The 21,524-nt window shown below is 45.7% G+C and carries 17 protein-coding genes and 1 pseudogene; all 18 read right to left on the reverse strand.

Annotated elements, in window-relative coordinates:
- Positions 1 to 10: 10 nt before the first annotated feature.
- Positions 11 to 406: a methylglyoxal synthase gene (mgsA, locus tag RT269_RS01905; protein ID WP_025233147.1), complete on the reverse strand. Its 396-nt coding sequence runs from the start codon at positions 404 to 406 to the stop codon at positions 11 to 13.
- A gap of 17 nt (positions 407 to 423) precedes the next feature.
- Positions 424 to 1,548: an FtsW/RodA/SpoVE family cell cycle protein gene (locus tag RT269_RS01910; protein WP_313180311.1), complete on the reverse strand. Its 1,125-nt coding sequence runs from the start codon at positions 1,546 to 1,548 to the stop codon at positions 424 to 426.
- A gap of 2 nt (positions 1,549 to 1,550) precedes the next feature.
- Positions 1,551 to 1,829, reverse strand: coding sequence for a cell division topological specificity factor MinE (gene minE / locus RT269_RS01915; RefSeq protein ID WP_025233149.1), 279 nt, complete (start codon positions 1,827 to 1,829; stop codon positions 1,551 to 1,553).
- Between the two features lie 11 nt (positions 1,830 to 1,840).
- On the reverse strand, positions 1,841 to 2,632 hold the full coding sequence (minD, locus tag RT269_RS01920; protein ID WP_313180312.1) for a septum site-determining protein MinD: 792 nt from the start codon (positions 2,630 to 2,632) through the stop codon (positions 1,841 to 1,843).
- Between the two features lie 43 nt (positions 2,633 to 2,675).
- A complete protein-coding gene (locus RT269_RS01925) occupies positions 2,676 to 3,341 on the reverse strand; it encodes a septum site-determining protein MinC (protein ID WP_038284317.1) in 666 nt (221 codons plus the stop codon).
- A gap of 20 nt (positions 3,342 to 3,361) precedes the next feature.
- Complete coding sequence (locus RT269_RS01930) at positions 3,362 to 6,226, reverse strand: penicillin-binding transpeptidase domain-containing protein (protein ID WP_313180313.1); 2,865 nt, start codon at positions 6,224 to 6,226, stop codon at positions 3,362 to 3,364.
- Positions 6,219 to 6,737: a rod shape-determining protein MreD gene (gene mreD, locus RT269_RS01935; protein WP_313180314.1), complete on the reverse strand. Its 519-nt coding sequence runs from the start codon at positions 6,735 to 6,737 to the stop codon at positions 6,219 to 6,221. The genes RT269_RS01930 and mreD overlap by 8 nt, the downstream gene beginning before the upstream one ends.
- Before the next feature lie 118 nt (positions 6,738 to 6,855).
- A complete protein-coding gene (gene mreC / locus RT269_RS01940; RefSeq protein WP_313180315.1) occupies positions 6,856 to 7,773 on the reverse strand; it encodes a rod shape-determining protein MreC in 918 nt (305 codons plus the stop codon).
- On the reverse strand, positions 7,774 to 8,469 hold the full coding sequence (gene radC, locus RT269_RS01945) for a RadC family protein (protein WP_313180316.1): 696 nt from the start codon (positions 8,467 to 8,469) through the stop codon (positions 7,774 to 7,776).
- A gap of 101 nt (positions 8,470 to 8,570) precedes the next feature.
- Positions 8,571 to 8,822, reverse strand: coding sequence for a DUF4321 domain-containing protein (locus RT269_RS01950; protein WP_025233156.1), 252 nt, complete (start codon positions 8,820 to 8,822; stop codon positions 8,571 to 8,573).
- 170 nt (positions 8,823 to 8,992) lie between these two features.
- Positions 8,993 to 10,273, reverse strand: coding sequence for a methionine gamma-lyase family protein (locus RT269_RS01955; protein ID WP_313180317.1), 1,281 nt, complete (start codon positions 10,271 to 10,273; stop codon positions 8,993 to 8,995).
- Positions 10,264 to 11,229 (reverse strand): tRNA (adenosine(37)-N6)-dimethylallyltransferase MiaA, encoded by a 966-nt coding sequence (miaA, locus tag RT269_RS01960; protein ID WP_313180318.1) that lies wholly within the window; start codon positions 11,227 to 11,229, stop codon positions 10,264 to 10,266. Before miaA ends, RT269_RS01955 begins: the two co-directional genes overlap by 10 nt.
- A complete protein-coding gene (mutL, locus tag RT269_RS01965; RefSeq protein ID WP_313180319.1) occupies positions 11,226 to 13,145 on the reverse strand; it encodes a DNA mismatch repair endonuclease MutL in 1,920 nt (639 codons plus the stop codon). The genes miaA and mutL overlap by 4 nt, the downstream gene beginning before the upstream one ends.
- Positions 13,146 to 13,266: 121 nt before the next feature.
- On the reverse strand, positions 13,267 to 15,921 hold the full coding sequence (gene mutS, locus RT269_RS01970) for a DNA mismatch repair protein MutS (protein WP_313180320.1): 2,655 nt from the start codon (positions 15,919 to 15,921) through the stop codon (positions 13,267 to 13,269).
- A gap of 26 nt (positions 15,922 to 15,947) precedes the next feature.
- Positions 15,948 to 17,396 (reverse strand): tRNA (N6-isopentenyl adenosine(37)-C2)-methylthiotransferase MiaB, encoded by a 1,449-nt coding sequence (gene miaB / locus RT269_RS01975; RefSeq protein ID WP_313180321.1) that lies wholly within the window; start codon positions 17,394 to 17,396, stop codon positions 15,948 to 15,950.
- A gap of 234 nt (positions 17,397 to 17,630) precedes the next feature.
- A complete protein-coding gene (locus RT269_RS01980; RefSeq protein ID WP_313180322.1) occupies positions 17,631 to 18,854 on the reverse strand; it encodes an MFS transporter in 1,224 nt (407 codons plus the stop codon).
- A gap of 255 nt (positions 18,855 to 19,109) precedes the next feature.
- Positions 19,110 to 20,467, reverse strand: a pseudogene (locus RT269_RS01985) (ATP-binding cassette domain-containing protein).
- A gap of 359 nt (positions 20,468 to 20,826) precedes the next feature.
- On the reverse strand, positions 20,827 to 21,522 hold the full coding sequence (locus RT269_RS01990; RefSeq protein WP_313180323.1) for an OmpA/MotB family protein: 696 nt from the start codon (positions 21,520 to 21,522) through the stop codon (positions 20,827 to 20,829).
- Positions 21,523 to 21,524: the final 2 nt, after the last annotated feature.

Genomic DNA, 21,524 nt, shown 5'->3' on the forward strand with positions numbered 1-21,524 from the left:
TCTACCTCTGCTATTTGTACATCTCACGCCATTCCATGTCACCGCGCTCCAGAGACTTGATCAAAAGCTCTGCGGTAGCCAGATTGGTTGCAAGAGGAATGTTGTGCATATCACAGGTGCTCATGATGTTTACGATATCCGGTTCATGGGACTTGGGTGTAAGGGGATCCCTTAAAAAGATAACCAGATCGATCTCATTGTGTTCAATCTGGGATCCCAGCTGCTGCTCCCCGCCCAGGTGTCCGGCCAGATATTTATGAACATTTAAGTTTGTCACCTCTTCGATCAGACGTCCGGTGGTTCCGGTAGCATATAACATGTGTTTACTTAAAATTCCCCTGTAGGCAATGCAGAAGTTCTGCATAAGTTTTTTCTTTGAATCGTGTGCAACTAGTCCTATATTCATGACGATATACCTCCTTATTAATTACCGATTTTGCGCTGCAGTCCAACATTCAACACCAGTCCCATACCCATAAAGATGCTGATGAGCGAACTGACTCCCGAGCTGATAAAGGGGAGAGGAAGGCCTGTATTGGGAAATATCTGCGTTGCCACGGCGATATTGGCAAAGGCCTGGAAGCCGATTAAAGCTGCCATGCCGGTACAAATCAGTTTTCCTGACATATCTTTGGTTTTGGATGCCAAATAAAGGCATTCAAATACAACCAAACCAATAAGAACAATGACGATAACGCTGCCTCGAAATCCCATTTCTTCGCCGATAATGGCGAAAATAAAGTCGGTTTCCCCGGCTGATAAGAAGTTTCCATCTTTCACCGATGCAATGGTTGTATTAAAAAGTCCTTTCCCTTGAAGCTGTCCGGAACTGATTGCCATAATTGAATTTTTTTGCTGATACAGATTCTCCGCATACTGCTCTGCATGAGGATAAATCCATGCAAGGATCCGCCGCGCCTGATAATCGTGTATAAAAGGGATCAATCCTTTGGTCAGCAGAAATATGAAAAGCGCTCCTGCCGGTATTGCAACGGCAAGGACGCCCCCGATCCAGCGGTAACTGATTCCTGCGGAAAATACCATACACAGGATAATAATGGAAACCACAAGGCTGGTGGATAAATTCGGCTCTGCAAAAATAAGGCCGATGGGTATGGCCGCAAGCAAAGCGGCCAGTCCTATCATAATCGGCGTGTTCAGCCTTTCCTGGTATTTGTTCCAATACCAGGAAAAGAACACGATTAAACCGATCTTTACGAATTCAGACGGCTGTATCCGTCCGATACCAGGAATATTGATCCATCTGGTAGCTCCTCCGGCTGTATGTCCCATAACAAGAACAGCACCCAGCAAAATAATACAGCCCGCATAAACCAGAGCATAAAGCTTGATAATTCTATGATAGTCTATGATGGAAAGCCCAATAGCCAGGGCAAATCCCACCATTACGCCGATAATCTGTTTTGTCACTGTACTGGAATCCTGGTTGGAGGCGCTGGCCACCACAAGAATCCCGATAACGGACAGCGACAGCATGTACAAAACTAACCGGTAATTATAGTATTTAAAATTGTAATCAGAAAACATAATTAGTATATCCCCTTATCAGGTACGTCGCGAATAGGGATGTTTGCATAAAGAACCGGAATAAAGCGTTCGCAATCCGGCTGTTTAAGCTTCTTCATCTGTATCTCTATTCTGTCGGAATCTATATCCATGTATCTTGAGACAACACGGACCATATCGTCTTTTATCATCTGCATGATCTCAGGAGAACAATCAGCCTTGTCCGCAACCAGCAAAAGTTTCAGACGATTTCTTGCAATTTCTCCTGAATTCTTCTTGCGGAATACAGGAAGCAGGCTCATATCTCACCCTCCTATGCTCTCTTTAAGAGATGGGAGAGTTTAAAGAACAGGCCTTCACGTACTGCTGGGTTCTGAAGCGGTACGTTTTCCCCGGTAATCCGCCTGCAGATATCCATATAGGCCTGTCCGGCCGGGGTCCCCATACCAACGAGAGGTTCTCCCTGGTTTGTGGAAATGACGATGTCCTCGTCATCCGGTACGGCGCCGATAATATCAACGGCAAGGATGTCCATGACATCGTCCAGAGACATCATGTCTCCCCTTTTCACCATATCCGCACGGATCCGGTTTACGATGAGTTCAATGGCTCCCATGTCAGCGGCATCTAAAAGCCCGATGATCCGGTCTGCATCCCGGATTGCGGAAACCTCCGGAGTGGTAACAACAATGGCTCTGTCAGCGCCTGCAATGGCGTTTTGAAAGCCTTGTTCAATGCCTGCGGGACAATCCAGCAGGATGTAATCAAACTCATCTCTTAAATCATCAACCAGCTTCACCATTTGTTCGGGAGTGACTGCCGTCTTGTCCCTGGTCTGGGCGGAAGGAAGTAAAAATAAGTTCGGGTATCTTTTGTCTTTAATCAGGGCCTGCTTCATACGGCAGTTGCCCTCTACCACGTCTACTAAATTATAGACAATGCGGTTTTCCAGACCCATAACAACGTCCAGGTTCCGAAGTCCTATATCTGTATCGATCAGGACTACTTTTTTACCCAGAATTGCAAGTCCGGTACCAACATTGGCAGAGGTTGTTGTCTTGCCTACCCCGCCTTTTCCAGAAGTGATTACGATAATCTCGCTCATACCATATCCTCCTGATTTTTAGGGATAACTTCCTTTTTATATTCTACCTTAGTTTTTGGAATATTTCCACACTTTTTTTCATTGGTTTGATTATGACCTTGTTATTTTCCATATAAGCCTTCATTGGACCTCTTCCCAGACGCTTTCCTCTTCCGTCAAGGCCTGAGGTGCAATCTGCGATGCGCAGCTGGATTGGAGCCATATCCAGGGCAGTAATGAGCGCTCCCCGGTTGCCTGCTACACCTGCACATACCGTACCGGAAAGTTTTCCAAGAACGATCACATTACCTTTTGCCAAAACCTTTGCACCTTTGCATACATCACCGATGATCACAATGCTGGCTTCGGATTCCAAAGTCTCTCCGCTTTGTAGATTGCCTTTGAAGAACTGCCCTGTCTGGCAGGACAACTCCATGAGTTTCTCGTTCAGTGCTTTTTCGCAGCGCTCCATACGGTTTATATCCGTATCAACCAGGCAGATGATCTCCACATTGGAGTTTTCCGTGATCTGGTTGATGATTGCGAACTCTTCCTCGGAATTCAGTTCCCGCCCTTCCAGGGTCAGGGTCATTTGTGCGGATCCCCAGAATTTCGCATGATCCCCGAATTTTTTCCCAATATCAGATAGAAGCTGAGGGAAGGGGGTGTCTGGGTCCAGGATGACAGTCATACCTGCTCTGTTGCTTTTAATTACTACGGTATTATGCATCATATCACCTCTTATCCTAGTTAATCGCGAATGTTGACCATCGCTGCATCCAGGGCACCGGCATTTATAATGGATTCTAAATCCGTATAGCCGTAATAATACTTATAGACGTTCTTCGCAATATTGGCGGCGTTGGATGATGAATAGCCATACGGAATATTCACGGTAACACAGATTTCCGGATTGTCATATGGCGCATAAGAAATAAAGAATGCATGATTGGGCTTGTTGCGGGCCTCCTGTGCAGTACCGGTTTTAGCGGCAATTTCCACTTCTAAGTCGGTAAACAGCCTTTTACTTGAACCGTTTGCAATCACTTCTCTCATCCCCTGTTGTACAGTATCCCACGTTGAAGCCGCCGCGTCAATATGAGAAGAAATCTTAGGGGTATAATCTTGTATCAGATTACCTTCAGAATCTGTTGTTTTGTCCAATAAGCTGAGCTCAAATACAGTTCCCCGGTTTGCAATGGCAGACACGTATCTGGAAAGCTGGACATTGGTGTAAGCATGGCTTCCCTGTCCCATGGCAGAACGCTCCGGCGCTTCCTTTGAAATCTGTGGATCAAGCTCTGCGATCTCTACCCCGGACTTATGATCCAGTCCAAACATGGTTGCATATTTCCGCAAAACTTCAAGTCCCTGGTCAGGAGAATATACTCCGTTGGCATCCATGGACAAGCGGTGCCCCAGATCAGCAAAGAAATAGTTACAGGAGTTCCCAATTCCTCCTACAATGTTCAGAGGACCATGCTGGCCTGGATAGATCCAGCACTTAATGGGCGGTTCTACATCCGTATAAAGACCGGTACAGGTAATGGTTTCATCCATTGTGACAACATGCTCTTCCAGAGCAGCTACCGCAGTAATGGGTTTAAAGGTGGAACCAGGCGCTTTTCTTGTCTGGGTCGCATTGTTGTATAACGGAAGGGACATGTCTGACTGTAGCTGGCTGAAATAGGTTCCGTCACCAATCCTGTTGTTGTCATATCCAGGATAGGATACCAGTGCAAGCACTTCTCCTGTTTTGTCGTTTGTAACCACTACTCCTGCATTACATGGGGATAATGCCAGCTGGGCAGGCGTGATCTCCAGGGATGACAGCTTTTTAATCAGAAAGGTGTAAGCATCACCTGTTGCCCTTAAATCTGCTGCATCCTGACCATGGTCTGTTAAAACTCCCTGATCATATAAAGCAAGGCATAGCTCCTGCCCTGTAATGACATCGTCATTAATCAGATACCGGTATATTTTTTTTGTAAAGTTCCGGTCATCCTTAAGCTTGTCCAGAGCATAGGCCACAAGGGCTTCAAAGGTGTCATCCGCATTTGAATATTTGGAATCGGTTCCCAGCTTGGTGGTGTCTACCCAGCCATTGGCGATTCCATAATACAGATAGTCTCTTAAACTGATTTCATCCGCTTTCCATGCCTGATATTCCCCGCTGGAGGTATCAATGGCATCTTCCTTAATGATTCCCACGGTAGGACCGGAAAGATAAGTATATATATAAAACATATAGGCTTTTAAGTCTTCTGAAAGATCCTTCATTGGTGTGGCGTGGGCGCTCATCAGCTCATTGTTTAAATTGGTAAAGATCTGCTGTTGGGAAGACATATATTTCCGGTATATGTTTTTTTCGGTTTCAGAGGCGTCCTCCCCTTCCATTTCCTTCAGGGAAAGGACATTGTTGTTGATCAGCTGGTAATAGGCATCCTTAACAGGTATCTTCATATTGGAGCCATCAGTGGAGCCGCTTGTATTGAAATCACCATTTACAATGGTCTTAATGAGAACTCCGGCTAAGGATTGTTCAATCAGATGGTAAATGCCCTTCTGAAGATCCGCATCCAGGGTCAGATACACATCGTTTCCTGCGGAAGCATCGGTTTCATCTTTTGTTTCCCGTACTCGTCCTACACTGTCCTTATAAATTGTTTTTTTCCCTTTTGTCCCCTGAAGCTCGTGCTCCATGGTATATTCAATTCCAGCCCGTCCTACGATGTCATTGATGTCGTAATCGTCTTTCCTCTTTTGAAGGCCCTCCAGCTGGTCCTCCGGGACCTTTCCGGTATAGCCGACGACCGGAGCTAAGGAAATGCTGTCGTTATAAGCGCGGATCGTGGTTTCCTCCACATTCACTCCCTGCATTTCACCGATATGCTCCAAAATATCCGCTACGGTTTCATCGGATACCTGACTGGCAACCGTAGTGGCTTCGTATTTTCGGTAGGACATGAGGCGAAGGGCGTATTTGATATTGATGATATCAAGGGCTTCCTGGTCTGTCAGGGTAACGGGCTTGCCATTCTGATCTTTCATATCTGTAAGGCCATTGTCCTTACAGGCTTTCTCAAACAGTTCCCTTGCGTTTAAATTAGAGGGATAGGCGCCTTTTTCATCGTCTAAGTCTTCCACCTTCTTCAGACCATAATAGTCCCTCAGAAAGCGTTTTCTGGAGGACTCGGTGGAGGAAGTGTATACGATGTCGCCGTTGGAATCAATGGCGACTTCAAATTTCCCCTGTATGGTTTCCCCGTGCTTTTCAAGAATCTGTACCAACCTTAAATACATGTTATTTCTGGCGGCTGCATTCTTGTACGCTCCGGTATCCTGTACGGTAACGGAATAAGCCAGCTTATTATAAGCCAGGACTTTGCCGTTCCTATCATAGATATTGCCTCTTGTTCCAGCGGTTGTAATGGTCTGTTCCGTAAGCTGCAGGTATTCATTAAGGGCTTCTTCTCCATTAACGATCTGCATGTTAAAAAGTTTATTAATTAATCCGGCATACATGAAAAAGCAAATGATTCCAAGTATAAAAAGCCGTGAAGATATGGTTTTTTTCAAAAATTCCTTTATTATGTCAAATAAATCACTAAACAATTGCCGAATCACCTCTTTTTCCTATCTTTTCCAAGTGCCGGTTCAAAATCAGGAATACCCGATAAAGAAGCAGGGTCGTTACAACGGTAAAAATGATTTCCGGAAGCATCAGATTGATAAAATAATACCCAACCCTGATTTTCTGACGAATCAGGAACCGGAAAACATAAATATACAGATTGTAAGCCAATTCGTTCAGTACACTTAGGATCAAGGGCAGCGTAATGTAATCTTCATAATAGTATTTCGTACAGATTCCGTTGATATAGCCTACATGGATAAAAATCAGGGTATAAAAGCCAAAAGGCCCGCTGTAAAATAAATCCATGAGAAGCCCGGCCAAAAGCCCGTAATACATCCCTGCCTCTTTTCCATGCATGAAGCCAAAGGAAAAGGTGAGGATTAAGAGCAGGTTGGGAGAAGCCGATAAAAACGGCAGCAACGGAAAAAGGCAATTTTGAATCGTAAATGCAAGAATTATCATCAATACATTAAAAAGTATCCGTCTCATGTTACTCCTTTCCTCTTTCCTGTCCACGCTTTTTGGACATAAAGGTATACCCGCAGGGTGTTTCCTCTTTCCCGTCCATGCATTTGGTCATAAAGGTATGCCCGCAGGGTATTTCCTTTTATTGAGCAGCGCTTTCTGCTGTTTCTGTTTCAGAGGAATTCGTTTCCTGGGGAGTGGTTTCCTCCTGAGAAGAAGCTTCTTCCTTCATCATATCAGCTTTCAGTTTTGTGATAACCAGAACCTCCTGCAGGCTGTCAAACTTTGCTGCCGGAATTAAATACCCTGATTTGGTAACGTTATTGGTATCATTGGTAATGCCGGAGGCATAACCAACCAGGATGCCGGGCAGGAATACGGAACTGATGTTGGATGTTACGATCTTATCTCCGTCTTTTACATCGCTTTCCTTTAACACGTTGGTGATCCGGAGCCTTCCCTCTTTAAACAGGGTCAAGTCACCGGCAACGATGCAGCTGTTTCCGGATTGCATGGCCATGCCGCTCACACGGCTGGAATCATCAATAATGGAACGAACGGTTGCATAATTTGCTCCCACATCCGTGACAATGCCCACCAGGCCGCCTCCGGCCACAACATTCATATCCGGAGCAATCCCATCCTTTGAGCCTTTATCGATGCGGAATATCTGGAACCAGTTGCTTGAGTCATTGGCAATGACCCTGGCTCCCACCTTTGTATACTGACTATAATCCTGATCCAGGCTGTAAAGCTGTCGAAGCCGTTTTAACTCGAATTCTTCCGCCTGAAGTCTGGTGTTTTCCTCGGTCAGCTGTGTGATGATTTCTTTCATCTCTTTATTCTCGTTCAGTGCGTCATGAAGCTTAGTATAATCAATAATTTCATCATAAATGGCCGAACCAACCGCATTGACACCCGATTGAACCGGAATCAGAAAATATCCTACCCCGGTCCTAAGGGGCGTAAGCCATTCGTCATGAATGGAGGTCAGCCCGATCAACAGGACACAAAATACCGTTAAGGCAATAAGAACATATTTGCTGCGCTTTGATTCCATCTATAAAATTCCCCGTTCCTTCAAACTGATATAGGAATTATCTCCTATGATAATATGGTCCAACAACCGGATGCCAACCAGATCCCCTGCTTCCTTTACCCTGCGGGTGAAGCTTAAATCTTCCCTGCTGGGAGACGGATCTCCGCTTGGATGGTTATGAACCAGTACCAGACTTACGGCATGATATTTCATAGCCTCAATGAAAATCTCCCTGGGAGAAACAGCGGAAGTATTCACTGTTCCCTGAGAGATCATAATGTCCCTTATCAGGGATCCTTTTGTATTCAGGAGCACGATATAAACCAGCTCCTGTTCTTTATGGCGCATATCCTCCACAAAGTAATTAACAATATCAAGGGGATTACGGAATGACACCCCATCGGAGCGGGCGGTTCTTTTCCAGATACGTCTGGAAAGCTCTCCCACGCATAAAAGCTGGGCGCCCTTTACGGCTCCGATTCCCTTAACCTGCATAAGTTCCGGCATTGAAAGATGCAAAAGCCCTAAAATACCCTCTTTGGGATAATTTAAGGCCAGTATCTTCTGTGCCAGCGTCAGGGAATTATTCTCCCTGGAACCTGTGCGGATGATAATAGATAAAAGCTCCGCATCGCTTAAGCCTTCCGGACCTTCCTTTAAACACTTTTCATAGGGCCGTTCATCCGCAGGAATGTCTTTCATCGTTATTCGTTTCATATGCCTCCTGACCGTTACTCTCCAGGCACGTTAAAAAGGACATATGTAGGGCAGAGCGGATATTGGCAATCACTTCGCTCCTTGATCATGAACGCATGCGTTCAAATTAACCGATATGTAATGAGGGCTGCTGCCACTCCTATAATGCCAGCCATGGTAATTTTAATGTTAATGCCAAAGGTAATTACCAGAATGCCTAAATTGACGATCAGCGGGGTATCAAATCCAAAGGATTGTCCCGCGTTCAGCCAGGACAGCCAGGAAATTCCCCGGGTCAGATCTCCGACAAAGCCTCCGAGAACTACGCCGGCCAGCATAAGAAGAAGCAGTACCCAGCAGTTTTTGTATTTCATCTGCTTTGCTACCCCTTTTGGTTTTATGACAGGATTGTCCATACCTATCAAATCATTCTAACATAGTTTTGCAGTTGTGTATACCGTTTTTTATAATTTGCCTTCAAGCGAAACATGCAAAAGCTTGTTCTTCCATTGGACTGTAAGCACGATTGTGAAAAATTTATTTTTTATAAACGGATCAGCCCGGCCTCCAGAAGTTTTTGTACTGACATTAGTATTCCCAGCTTTGCGTGGTACCAGGTAAGACCTCCCTGGAAATAAACCGCATAAGGCGGTTTGATAGGACCATCCGCGCTCAGTTCAATGGATGAACCTTGTACAAAAGCACCGGCTGCCATGATGACAGGGGCGTCGTAACCCGGCATATCCCAAGGTTCCGGTGTGACAAAGCTGTCAACAGGAGCTGCTGCCTGAATTCCCTGGCAGAAGGCAATGACTCCTTCCGGCTTTCCGAAGGTAACGGCCTGAATGATATCATGTCGGGACTGGGAACCGTCAGGAACAACGGAAAAGCCCAGCTTTTCATAGACATTAGCAGCAAATACAGCGCCCTTTAAGGCCCCTGCCACTACGGTAGGAGATAAAAATAATCCCTGAAAAAAGGACTGGTTAAGGCCCAGAGTGGCCCCAACTTCCTTTCCAAGACCAGGTGCTGTCAGCCGGTAGGAAGCACGGTCAATGCAATCTGTCCTTCCCGCAATGTAGCCGCCGATGGGAGCAATGCCTCCTCCTGGATTCTTTATGAGAGAGCCTACCACCATATCGGCTCCCACATCAGACGGTTCAATCCTTTCAACGAATTCCCCGTAGCAGTTGTCAACCATACAGATCACATCCGGCTTTATCTTTTTCACGAAGGAGATCAGCTCGCCGATCTGGGAAACGGAAAAAGTAGGGCGGGTATCGTATCCTTTGGAACGTTGGATCGTAACCAGCTTTGTTTTTTCATTCACCGCTTTTTCTATGGATTCATAGTCAAATGTCCCATCGGCAAGAAGGTCCACCTGCCGGTATACGACTCCGTATTCTTTTAAAGAACCTACACTGTCCCTGATGCCGATCACTTCCTCCAGGGTATCATAGGGCTTTCCCACAGGTGAGAGAAGTTCATCCCCTGGACGGAGATTCCCGGAAAGGGCAACGGTCAGGGCATGGGTGCCGCTGATCAGGTTCGGTCTTACGAGAGCGCTTTCCGTATGGAATACACTGGCATAAACTGCTTCCAAAGTATCACGGCCTAAATCATTGTAGCCATAACCCGTGGTCGCCGCAAAATGGATGTCACTGACCCGGTTTTCCTGCATGGCCTTAATGACCTTCATCTGATTATATTCGGCCGTTTCATCGATTTCTTTAAAACGCTCTTTTAAAGTTTCTTCGATTTCTTTCCCGAAATCCATTACCTGACTGCTGATTCCCAGGCTTTCGTACATTTCATTTATTTCCATTGTTTATTATTCTCCAATTCGTATATCTCATTTATGTCCTGCAACATTTTTTTTAGCACCTGATCCAGGTCATTGTTAAAATACGGAAGATCCAGCCATCTTACATCACGCTCCCGTTTAAACCAGGTGATTTGTCGTTTTGCAAAATGCCTGGTGTCCCGCTTTAAAACATAAATGGCCTCTTCCAGTGTATATTTCCCCTGTAAATAATCCAGGATTTCCTTATACCCAAGGCCCTGCATAGAAACCATGTCCCTGGTTAAGCCCATATCCTTTAAGTGCATGACCTCTTCCACAAGCCCCTGCTCAAGCATTAAGTCCACACGCCGGTCAATCCGTTCATAGAGGCAGGCCCGGTCTGTATTTACTACATAATAGAGGAAATCATAAGGAGACTTCTTTTGTTTTTCCCGTTTGTTGTGCTCCGAGATCCGCTCACCGGTCTGCCGGTAATATTCAATTGCCCGGATCACCCGTTTCATATTATTTTCATGGATCTCTTCTGCGGAATCCGGGTCAATGTCCCGAAGAAGGTTATGGAGAAACTCTGCCCCCTTCTCCTGGCCCAGTTTTTCCAGTTCCATACGTATGGAGGTGTCTTCCCCATTTTCCGTAAAATCAATATCATAAAGAAGGGCTTGGATATAAAAACCGGTTCCGCCGGCTACAATGGGAATATGACCGTGGGAATAAATCTCTTCCACGGCCTCCTTCGCCATCTTCTGAAAAACTGTCACATTAAATTCCTCTTCCGGATCAAGGACATCGATCAGGTAATGAGGAACTCCGTCCATTTCTTCCTTTTTGATCTTTGCGGAACCGATATCCATATGGCGGTATACCTGCATGGAATCAGCGCTTATAATTTCTCCCCCGATTGCCTTCGCAAGACGGACCGACAAAGCGGTCTTTCCCACTGCCGTCGGCCCGGTAATAATAATCAGCGGTCTCATCATACGATCCTCTTAAATTTCTTCTCTAACTCATATTTGCTCATGGAAATGATCGTTGGCCTTCCGTGAGGGCAGGCATAGGGATTTTCCAGGTTTAAAAGCTGGTCAATAAGCTCGTTGGCTTCCGCTGCTGATAAGCGATGACCTCCTTTAACCGCTGCCTTGCAGGATAAGGATGCGACCCGTTCATAAATCATATCCGGGTTTTGGGATGAGCCATCCTCTGACAACCCATCGATCATTTCGATCAGAAGTTCTTTTTTGGCAATGGAAAAAAGGTTGGCCGGAACTCCTCTGACCGCATATTCCTTGCCGCCAAAGGGTTCGATTTCAAAACCCATTTCTGTAAAATACTTTAAATGGCGTTTTAATAAAATTTCTTCATTCTGGTTTAAAGTCAGGATAATGGGAGGGCTCACCAGCTGGGAAATGTATTCCCTGTTCTTAAGTGTTCCCATGGTTTTTTCATATAAAACCTTTTCATGGGCAGCATGTTGGTCAATAATAAAAAGCTGTTCATTAAATTCAACCAGCCAATAAGTATCAAACAACTGTCCAATGAGCTTGTGCATGGACCGGGCCTTTGGTTCCAGAAGCTTTCCGTCAAACAAATCCAGTTGTTCCGGTCCCTTTTCCTTCTTGGAAACCTCATCTTTTAATGGTGCTTCCGGCAGTCTTTCTAAGGCCGGGGCCTGTGGTTTTAACCAGTTGTCCGCCAGATCATCCCTTTCCTTTACAAAGGTGGGCTGGGGCGGAGTTAATCTTTTAGGAAAAGCATAGGACGTATCATTCTTCTCTACTGCGGCAGCCTGCTGCTCCATAGCCATAAGCCTGCGTCTTTCAAAAGGCTCTGGGCTGGGCTCGTGTCTTTTTTCGGAAAGGTTCTGCTTTGCCTCTTCCTTTTTCTCTAATTCCACCTCAGGGATCAGCTCTTTGTGGGCCAAAGCGCTTGATACTGCCTGATACACCATGTGATAGACCATTTCCCCATCACGGAACCGAAGCTCCATCTTGGTGGGGTGGACATTTACATCAAGCATCTCCGATTCAATGGAGAAATGAAGCATGGTAAAGGGATATTTATGCTGCATCATAAATGGCCGGTAGGCTTCTTCTATTGCCCTGGAAATAATGCTGCTTTTTATGTACCTGCCATTGATGAAATAGTTTTCATAATTCCGGTTGCCTCTGGCGATCACCGGTTTTCCAATGTAGCCATGAATGGAAACCTGAGGCTTATTCACCGTAACCTCCAAAAGGTTTGATGCGATTTCCCGGCCAAATACTGTGTATACAATATCCTTTAAGTTGTGGTTTCCGGAAGTGTGAAGCTTGTTCTGGTTGTTCTGGATAAAGCGGATGGATACTTCCGGATGAGACAGAGCCAGCTTTTCCACCAGATCAGCCACATGAGCACCTTCCGTGGAAGGAGTTTTTAAAAATTTCTTCCTGGCCGGAGTATTGTAAAATAAGTTTCTGGCGATAAAGGTGGTTCCTTCAGGCGCTCCGATCTCTTCCATGGACCGTTCTTCACCACCCTCAATCTGAAATCTGGTACCGGTAAGCCCAACGCTGGTCTTGGTAATAAGCTCCACCTGAGAGACAGCCGCGATGCTTGCAAGAGCTTCTCCCCGGAATCCAAGAGAGGAAATGGTAAACAGATCCTCTACGGATTTGATCTTGCTTGTAGAATGACGCAGAAATGCCAGAGGTACTTCCTCTTTGGGAATCCCGCAGCCATTGTCGGTCACCCGGATAAAGGAGGTTCCCCCTTCTTTGATCTCCACGGTAACTGCGGTGGATTTGGCATCGATGGCGTTTTCCAAAAGCTCCTTAACAACGGAGGCCGGACGTTCGATGACCTCTCCTGCCGCTATTTTGTTGATGGTATTCTGATCCAGTACGGTTATATTCGGCATGGCACCTGCTCCTTTCCACTTATTCGCCCACGCTTTTGGGGCATAAAGGTATGCCCGCAGGGTGTTTCCACATTATCGCCCATGCTTTTGGGGCATAGAGGTATACCCGCAGGGTGTTATCCTACTGCCAACGGTTCTTTAGTTTTGTCTGCAGACGATACAGGGTATTGAGCGCGTCAATGGGTGTCATGTTGCCCAGTTCTAAATCGCCCAATTCCTTGATGATATCATCATCCTTTACGGTATCAAAGAGGGACATCTGCTGTAAATCCACCTCGTCGGGCTTTGGAACAGCCTTTCTCTGGATAATATTGGAGTTGATTTCGGCAATTTCCTTTGCTTTGGCTGTGATGTCCGCATCTCTTAATTCTTCCAGCAGCTCTTTGGCCCTGGCAATAACGGTGTCCGGGACGCCGGCCAGCTTAGCTACCTGTATGCCGTAGCTTTTATCGGCTCCGCCCTTTATGATCTTTCTTAAGAAAACAATGTCATCGCCCTGTTCTTTTACTGCGATGCAGTAATTATTTACCCCGCTCATGGTTCCTTCCAGCTCGGTCAGCTCATGATAGTGGGTCGCAAACAGGGTTTTTGCTCCAAGGATTTTCGGATTGCTGATGTGTTCTACCACGGCCCAGGCAATGCTGAGTCCGTCAAAGGTGCTGGTGCCGCGGCCGATTTCATCTAAGACGATCAGACTGTTTTTGGTAGCGTTCCGAAGGATATTGGCTACCTCCGTCATCTCCACCATGAAGGTACTCTGGCCGGAAGCCAGATCATCGGATGCGCCTACCCGGGTGAAAATCCGGTCGCAGATTCCAATGCTTGCTTCCTCTGCAGGAACAAAGCTTCCGATCTGGGCCATCAGGACGATTAATGCAGTCTGGCGCATGTAGGTAGACTTTCCTGCCATGTTTGGGCCGGTGATGATGGAAACCCTGTTTTTCCCGTTGTCCAGATAGGTATCATTGGAAACAAACAGATCATCCCGCATCATTTTTTCCACTACCGGATGGCGGCCGTTTTTAATGTCGATCAATCCCTTTTCGTTAACCTGAGGCTTTATATAGTTGTTCCTTGTGGCAACAGAGGATAAGGAGGCAAGGACATCGATCCCTGCTATGGCCCTGGCAGTCTTTTGAATCCGGAGAACCTGGTCTGCCACCGAATCCCGGACCTGACAAAATAAACTGTATTCCAGAGAAAACAGCTTGTCCTCAGCTCCCAGTATCACATTTTCAAGTTCCTTTAACTCGTCGGTGGTGTAACGCTCCGCATTGGCAAGAGTCTGTTTACGAATAAAGTAATCGGGTACAAGATCCTTAAAGGAGTTGGTCACTTCAAAATAATAGCCGAATACCTTATTAAATTTTACTTTCAGGTTTTTAATTCCTGTTTTTTCTTTTTCCCGCAATTCCAAATCAGCAAGCCAGTTCTTACCCTCTGTTTTGGCACTTCTCAGCTTGTCGGCTTCTTCATGAAAGCCGTCCTTAATGATTCCGCCGTCTCTTAAGGTGACAGGCGGATCATCAATAATGGCACGGTCAATCAATTCCCTGACATCCTCTAAGGGATCCAGTTCTCCCCACAAGTCCGTGAGCATCTCACTGGTGAATTCCGCCAAAAGATTCTTGATGTGCGGAAGCATCTCAAGGGAGCTTTTAAATGCGATCATATCTCTGGGATTGGCTGTCTTATAGCTGATCCGTCCGATCAGACGTTCCAGGTCATAAATCGGGTTTAAATATTCACAGATCTCTTCCCTTGATATGAAATTCATATTCAGCTCTTCAATGGCATTCTGGCGTTTTATGATCTCTGACTTATGGATTAAGGGCTGCTCTATGTAGGTGCGCAGCATTCTGGCGCCCATGGCTGTTTTCGTCCGGTCCAGGACCCAGAGAAGACTTCCGCGCTTCTGCTTTTCCCTTAAGGTCTCCAAAAGCTCCAGATTCCGCCTGGTAGAAGTGTCAATAATCATGAATTGCCCGGTGGAATAAGGGGTAATGGTTGTTATATGGGAAAGGCTGTTTTTCTGGGTCTCGTACATATACTCCATAACTGCCCCGGCAGCTATGACTCCGGTGTCATAATCTTCCAGCCCGAGTCCTGTGAGTGCGCCTACCTTGAAGTGTTCTTTTAGAATTTTCCGGCAGACTTCATCGGAAAAGAAATGATGATCCAGAGATGAAATAACCGCTTGGTGACGGTTCTTTATTTCTTCTACATCCACTCCCGAAACATAAAAGGCTTCGTTGCAAATGATTTCAGAGGGGGTAAACTTATTGATCTCATCCATAAGCTCCCGCTCCGACTCTACCTCCGTTACAAGAAAATCGCCGGTGCTGATATCCGCAACTGCGACCCCAAAGGTCTCGCCGATATAGACGATTCCCATCAGGTAGTTATTTTTTGTTTCATCAAGAGCCTGTGCGCTTGTGATGGTTCCAGGTGTTACCACACGGATAACCTCCCGCTTTACCAGTCCTTTGGCAAGCCTGGGGTCTTCCATCTGCTCGGCGATGGCAACTTTAAAGCCTTTCTGGACAAGACGGTTTAAATATGTATCAACGGCATGATAAGGAACGCCGCACATAGGCGCCCGTTCCTCCAGTCCGCATTCTTTTCCGGTTAAGGTGATTTCCAGCTCTCTTGATACGGTAACCGCATCGTCAAAAAACATTTCGTAAAAGTCCCCCAGCCTGTAAAACAGGATACAGTCCGGGTACTCCTTTTTTGTTTCCATGTAATGGGTCATCATTGGTGACAGTCCAGCCATGCTCTTTCACTTCCTTTTTCTTCTGTTTATGGTCTTAAAGTTCCCATGTAGTAAAATCCTCTGGATTCATCCAGATATACGTCCACGATTTTTCCAATAAGAGAAGAATCCCCTTTAAAATGAACAGTAGTGTTATTGCTCAAGCGGCCGGTCAAAAGACCTTCCTCATGATCATTCACTTCTTCTGCCAGTACCTTCTGAACGGTGTGTTCCTCTCTTCCGCAGACCTCGGAAGAGATTTTCTGGACTTCAGCCAGCAGACGGTCAAAACGGTTCTTTATCACGTCTTCCGGTACCTGCTCTTCCATCTTGGCCGCCGGCGTACCGGTACGCTTGGAATAGATAAAGGTAAAGGCGCTGTCAAAGCGTACCTTTTTCACCACTTCAAGGGTTTCGTTAAAATCCTCTTCCGTCTCTCCGGGGAAACCTACTATGATATCTGTGGTCAGTGAAATATCCGGCATGGCTGTCCGGATTTTTTCTACAAGCTTCAGATACTGTTCCTTGGTGTATTTCCGGTTCATCACCTTTAAAATACGGCTGCTGCCTGACTGAAGAGGCAGGTGAAGATGGGTGCAGACCTTTTTTGAATTTTTCATGGCTTCGATCAGATCGTCTGACAAATCCTTTGGATGGGAAGTCATAAAACGAATCCGTTCCAGGCCTTCCACCTGATCGATCTGGGTCAGAAGCTCTGCAAAGCTTACGGGTGTTTCCAGGTTTTTTCCATAGGAGTTAACATTCTGTCCCAAAAGCATGATCTCCACAACGCCGTCATCTACAAGCTGTTTTACCTCTTCCAGAATGTCTTTCGGGCTGCGGCTCCGCTCCCTGCCGCGCACATAGGGCACGATGCAGTAGCTGCAGAAATTGTTGCAGCCAAACATAATATTAACGCCGGATTTAAAAGAGTACTTCCGGTCCGTAGGGAGATCCTCCACAATCCGGTCCGTTCCTTCCCAGATGTCTACAACCATCTTTTTTTCTTCCAGGCGTTCATACATTAGCTCAGCCAGTTTAAAAATGTTGTGAGTACCGAAAATAATATCCACAAAGCGGTAGCTTTTCTTAATCTTGGCAACTACTTTCTCTTCCTGCATCATGCAGCCGCAGAGAGCGATCATCATGTGAGGATTTTTCTTTTTTAAACTGTTTAAATATCCAAGACGTCCATAGACTCTGTCATTGGCATTTTCTCTGACCGTACAGGTATTATATAGAACAAAGTCTGCCTCTTCCGTATCGGTTTCCACAAAGCCGATTGCTTCTAAAATTCCCTGAAGCTTTTCAGAATCTCTGGAATTCATCTGACAGCCGAAGGTGGCGATGTGAAAGGTAAATTGTTCTTTCCCTGATGATTCCTTTAATTTATTCAGAATATCCCGGTAACGCTCTATAAAGTAGTACTGTCTTGCCGGCTCTTCCTTTGGTGCCTGGCTGAGGGCTTCCTCATAAGTCATATTTATATAATCCATTTGTATAACCTCTTAATTTTTATTCGGTTTTCCCATTATATCATAAATATTTTTTATTGCAAATAACAAAATCGGCTTTTCCGGTGGAAACACCCTTCATGCGGACAGTAATCTGCCTGATTAATTTCAATTGTTTTCTTTTGTTGGGGAATGCGGCAAAAAAAGGACAGGGTTTGAATGCCCTGTCCTCTGACGGTTGTGTAACGAATGCCGATAACCGCGGCGTAGTATGGATTAAGATGTTTCTTCCGGCAGCATGGTCAGTGTGTCATAACGTCGTGTCATCAGACGGCAGGCCAGCCCGGTTGCCATGAGCGCAAGACCAGACCAGAAGAACCACCGGCCAATGCCAATGAGTTCGCTTACCGGTCCCGCAACAATGAGCCCTATTGGCATAGCCCATGTCATGGCGGTCATCATAAGAGAGAACACCTTTCCCATCATCTCCGGCGCGATAGTTTCCTGGATATAAGCCATTACCGGCACATTCATAAAAGTACCGGAGCTGCCCATAAGAAAACAACAGAAAAGGAAAACCCAAAAGCCTCCGGCGGGCAAAGCTCCACTGACAAGAGAGCATGCGCCCATAACTACGATTGCGAGAGCCGCCATAAAAAAGCGGCGCCTCATACCACCCCAAACTCCAATAACAAGAGAAGAAATCAGCAGCCCGCCAGCAAAGACAAACTCGGCGGCGCCGTTATGCCACGCCGTACCGCCGAAATGAACACGGATCAATAGCGGAAACAAAGAACCCAGGGGCATATAAAGTATGGTCATAATCATCATGGCGGGGAAAATCGCCATAAGAGGCCGATTTGCCCGCATTGCAGAAAGACCCATCTTCATATCCGCCAGCAAATGCGGCAGCTCACCGCTTTGCGGTATATGGGGGATTCTGACAAACAACAGACATACTATGGCAAAAACAGCGCCGAAGATATCTATCAGCATGATGGCGGCGATTGGGAAGATACCCATGAGTGCTGCGCCCAACACTGGTCCAAGCATATTGGAAACCGAAGTGACCATATTGCCCCAGCCGCCAGCCTTAGTAAGCATCGGCGCAGGCACCAGCATGGGAATGGCAGCTTGCATGGCCGGGCCGTGGAAGGTGTTGCCAAGCCCTCGCAGTAACAGTATCAGGTAGATGAATGATAAGGGAGGTTTTTCTGACAGCAGGAAGGCAATTCCTAAAACCACGCTGGAAAGTGCCACAAGTCCATCGGCCGCGATCATAACAGTGCGGCGGTTATAGCGGTCAATCCATACCCCGGCAAAGGGGCCTATTATCATACCCGGAATAAAGGCAACAATGGATGCCAGTGTAAGCGTAACTGCAGATTCCGTCTGTATTGTCAGCCACCAGATAACTGCGAATTGTACCGCAGACGACCCTAGCAGGGAAAATGCTTGCCCTGCGTAAATAGTAATAAATTGCTTTTTCCATTTATTCATTTTTTATATTCTCCTATATTACAAAATTCGTTTATTTAAAATGAGTTATTGTAATACGGAATTACCGCAACATAACTCGCGGTACTATCTTAACCTCATGGAATGCGTCATTAAATAATCCTCCTGATATAAATTTAGTACATAACTTGCGATTTTTACCAACATGGTAAAGAAAGCACCATATGCAACGATTATAGCATATGTCTGCTGAAAATTCCACAACGATGTCCCGGGCCGTCAAAGGGCAAATCGTCATCAATCCATCAGTTTCACCACTCCGGTTGCCACCTTCCCGGTAAATGCATCGTCATGCTCCACAAGCAGCATGGCCGGCTGGAATTTAAGGATTAAATCCTCGATCTGGATCCTGGAATATACATCAATGAAATTAAGGGGTTCATCCCAGATATACAGATGGGCCTGCTCACAGAGGCTGCGGGCAATGAGGACCTTTTTCTTCTGTCCTTCGCTATAGGATTCCATGGGTATTTCCAACTGCTCTCTGGAAAAGTCCAGTTTGCGAAGAAGTGCCTTAAACAGATGATCTTCGATACCGCTTTCCTTGGAGTATTCTGTCAGGCTCCCCTTTAAAAATGAAGTATCCTGGGATACATAGGATATTTTAAGACCGTTTGGTATTTCCTTATTCCCTTCAAAGAAAATATTGTCTCCTGTCAGTTCCCCGCCGGCAATCAGCTTTAGTATACTGGATTAAGATCTTCTGCCTCTTCTATGTTTTTCAAAAGCCCTTTTTTATCCTCAATGGCACGGCCCTGCCTGAGTTCCAGACTCTTTCTGCGCATCTGCATCCGCCTGGACTTTTCGCCTATATAGGCCCGTGTGTCAATGGATTTTTCACGGCCCCTGGACTTTTTCCCGATCTTTGTTGACTCCACCTGGTCCGCCCATTCGCCTGACTGCCTTGCGGCTGCTTCCAGATGACGGATGTCCTTTTTTAACCGGTTATTTTCGGACCGTTCGTACTGATCCTGCATTTGCTTGTTCTCGTACCAGGAGGTGAAATTGCCTTTCTGGACTTCAATATTTGTTTTGTTTATGGACAGAATATGGTCCACAGATGCATCCAGGAATTTCCGGTCATGAGATACCAGGATAAATCCCTTTTTGCTGTTTAAATACCGGCTTACCAGTTCTCTGGCCTCCCGGTCTAAGTGGTTAGTCGGTTCATCGATCAGCAGGAAGCGGCCTTCTCTTAAAAACAGGGCTGCTAAAAGTACCTTAGTCCTCTCCCCGTTTGAAAGTGTGTAAAAAGGCCGGTATAGTACATCCTCAGAAACCTTTAGTCTGGAAAGCTCTCTATTAAGCTCCCAGAATAAATATTCTCCAAGGATGGAATCCAGAATTTCCATAGTGTTCAATTCTTCATCCGGCACAGGAAAAGGAAAATAGTCAAACATGACATTTGAAATAATAGTTCCTGTGTATTTAAAACGGTTCATCAGAAGATTTAAAAAGGTAGTTTTTCCTCTCCCGTTTCTTCCTGTAAAGCCCAGCTTCCAATCTGTGTCAATCTGAAAGGAAACGTGTTCAAAAACGGGATCCGGGCTTCCTTCATAGGTGAATGACAAATCAGTGACTTGTATTAATGACATAGAGATTCCTCCATTCAGGCAGGAAATGAAATTTCCGCACAAAAAACGACTGCAAGAATTCATTCTCTCACAGCCGTTCGCATCAAAACAAGCCCATAGGGCTAATATTCTGCTTAGTCATGCCTTTTACGACATAAAAAGGGTATGAGAATGAAATAAGATTCTTGCAAAAACAGGCATGACAAAAAAAGACATTGTCTCTTTTCCTTCTCATCATGCAGTTACTTTAGCAAGAATTATTATTTCATCCTTTCACCTCATCTCGTTTTATATGCCCGTAGTCTATCATAAATAGATGAAATTGTCAAATAATCATCATCTGAATACGGGAGATAATTCATAGTATATACGAATCCTCTCTAATTAGCCCGTCCCGTAATGGTAATTTCTACCCGGCGGTTTTTTGCTCTTCCCTCTTCCGTATCATTGGAGGCAACGGGATTGTAATGAGAATTTCCCTCAATGGACATTTTGGCCGGTTCCAGTCCCATAGCGGTCATCTGGTTTAAGACTGCTACTGCCCGGTTTACGGACAGCTGCCAGGAATCCGCCTCATTGGCTGCATCATAATGGCCTAAATCCGCCGTATTGCCTGTAATCGTAATGTGGTTGATGTCACCGTAAATGGCCTCCAGACTGCTGCTGATTTCCTGAATGACCGGCTTACTGTCCGGAAGCAGGATTGCTGTATCCGGTTTGAACAGCATAGCATCTTTTAAATGTATGCTTACAGCTGAACCGCTTGAAGATACATCGATCATATTCCCCAGGTCACGCTCTGCAATATAAGATTTCAAAGCCAGGTAGACATTGTCCAGATTCTCTGCAGAAACAGAAACGTTATCTCCTATGGCAGAACCATCCGTCTGACCTGTATGGTTTAAAACCTTCTCCAGACCATGGGACATCTCTTTTAGCTTCATCGTATCAACCGAGCTCATGCCATACAGAATAATAAACAAAGCCAAAAGCAATGTAATCATATCAGAATATGTAAGAAGCCAGCGCTCTGAATTGTCTTTTTCTCCTTCTGTTTCCAGGATTCTTCTGCGCATCC

The sequence above is a fragment of the Lacrimispora sp. genome (assembly GCF_032078915.1).
Classification (GTDB): domain Bacteria; phylum Bacillota; class Clostridia; order Lachnospirales; family Lachnospiraceae; genus Lacrimispora.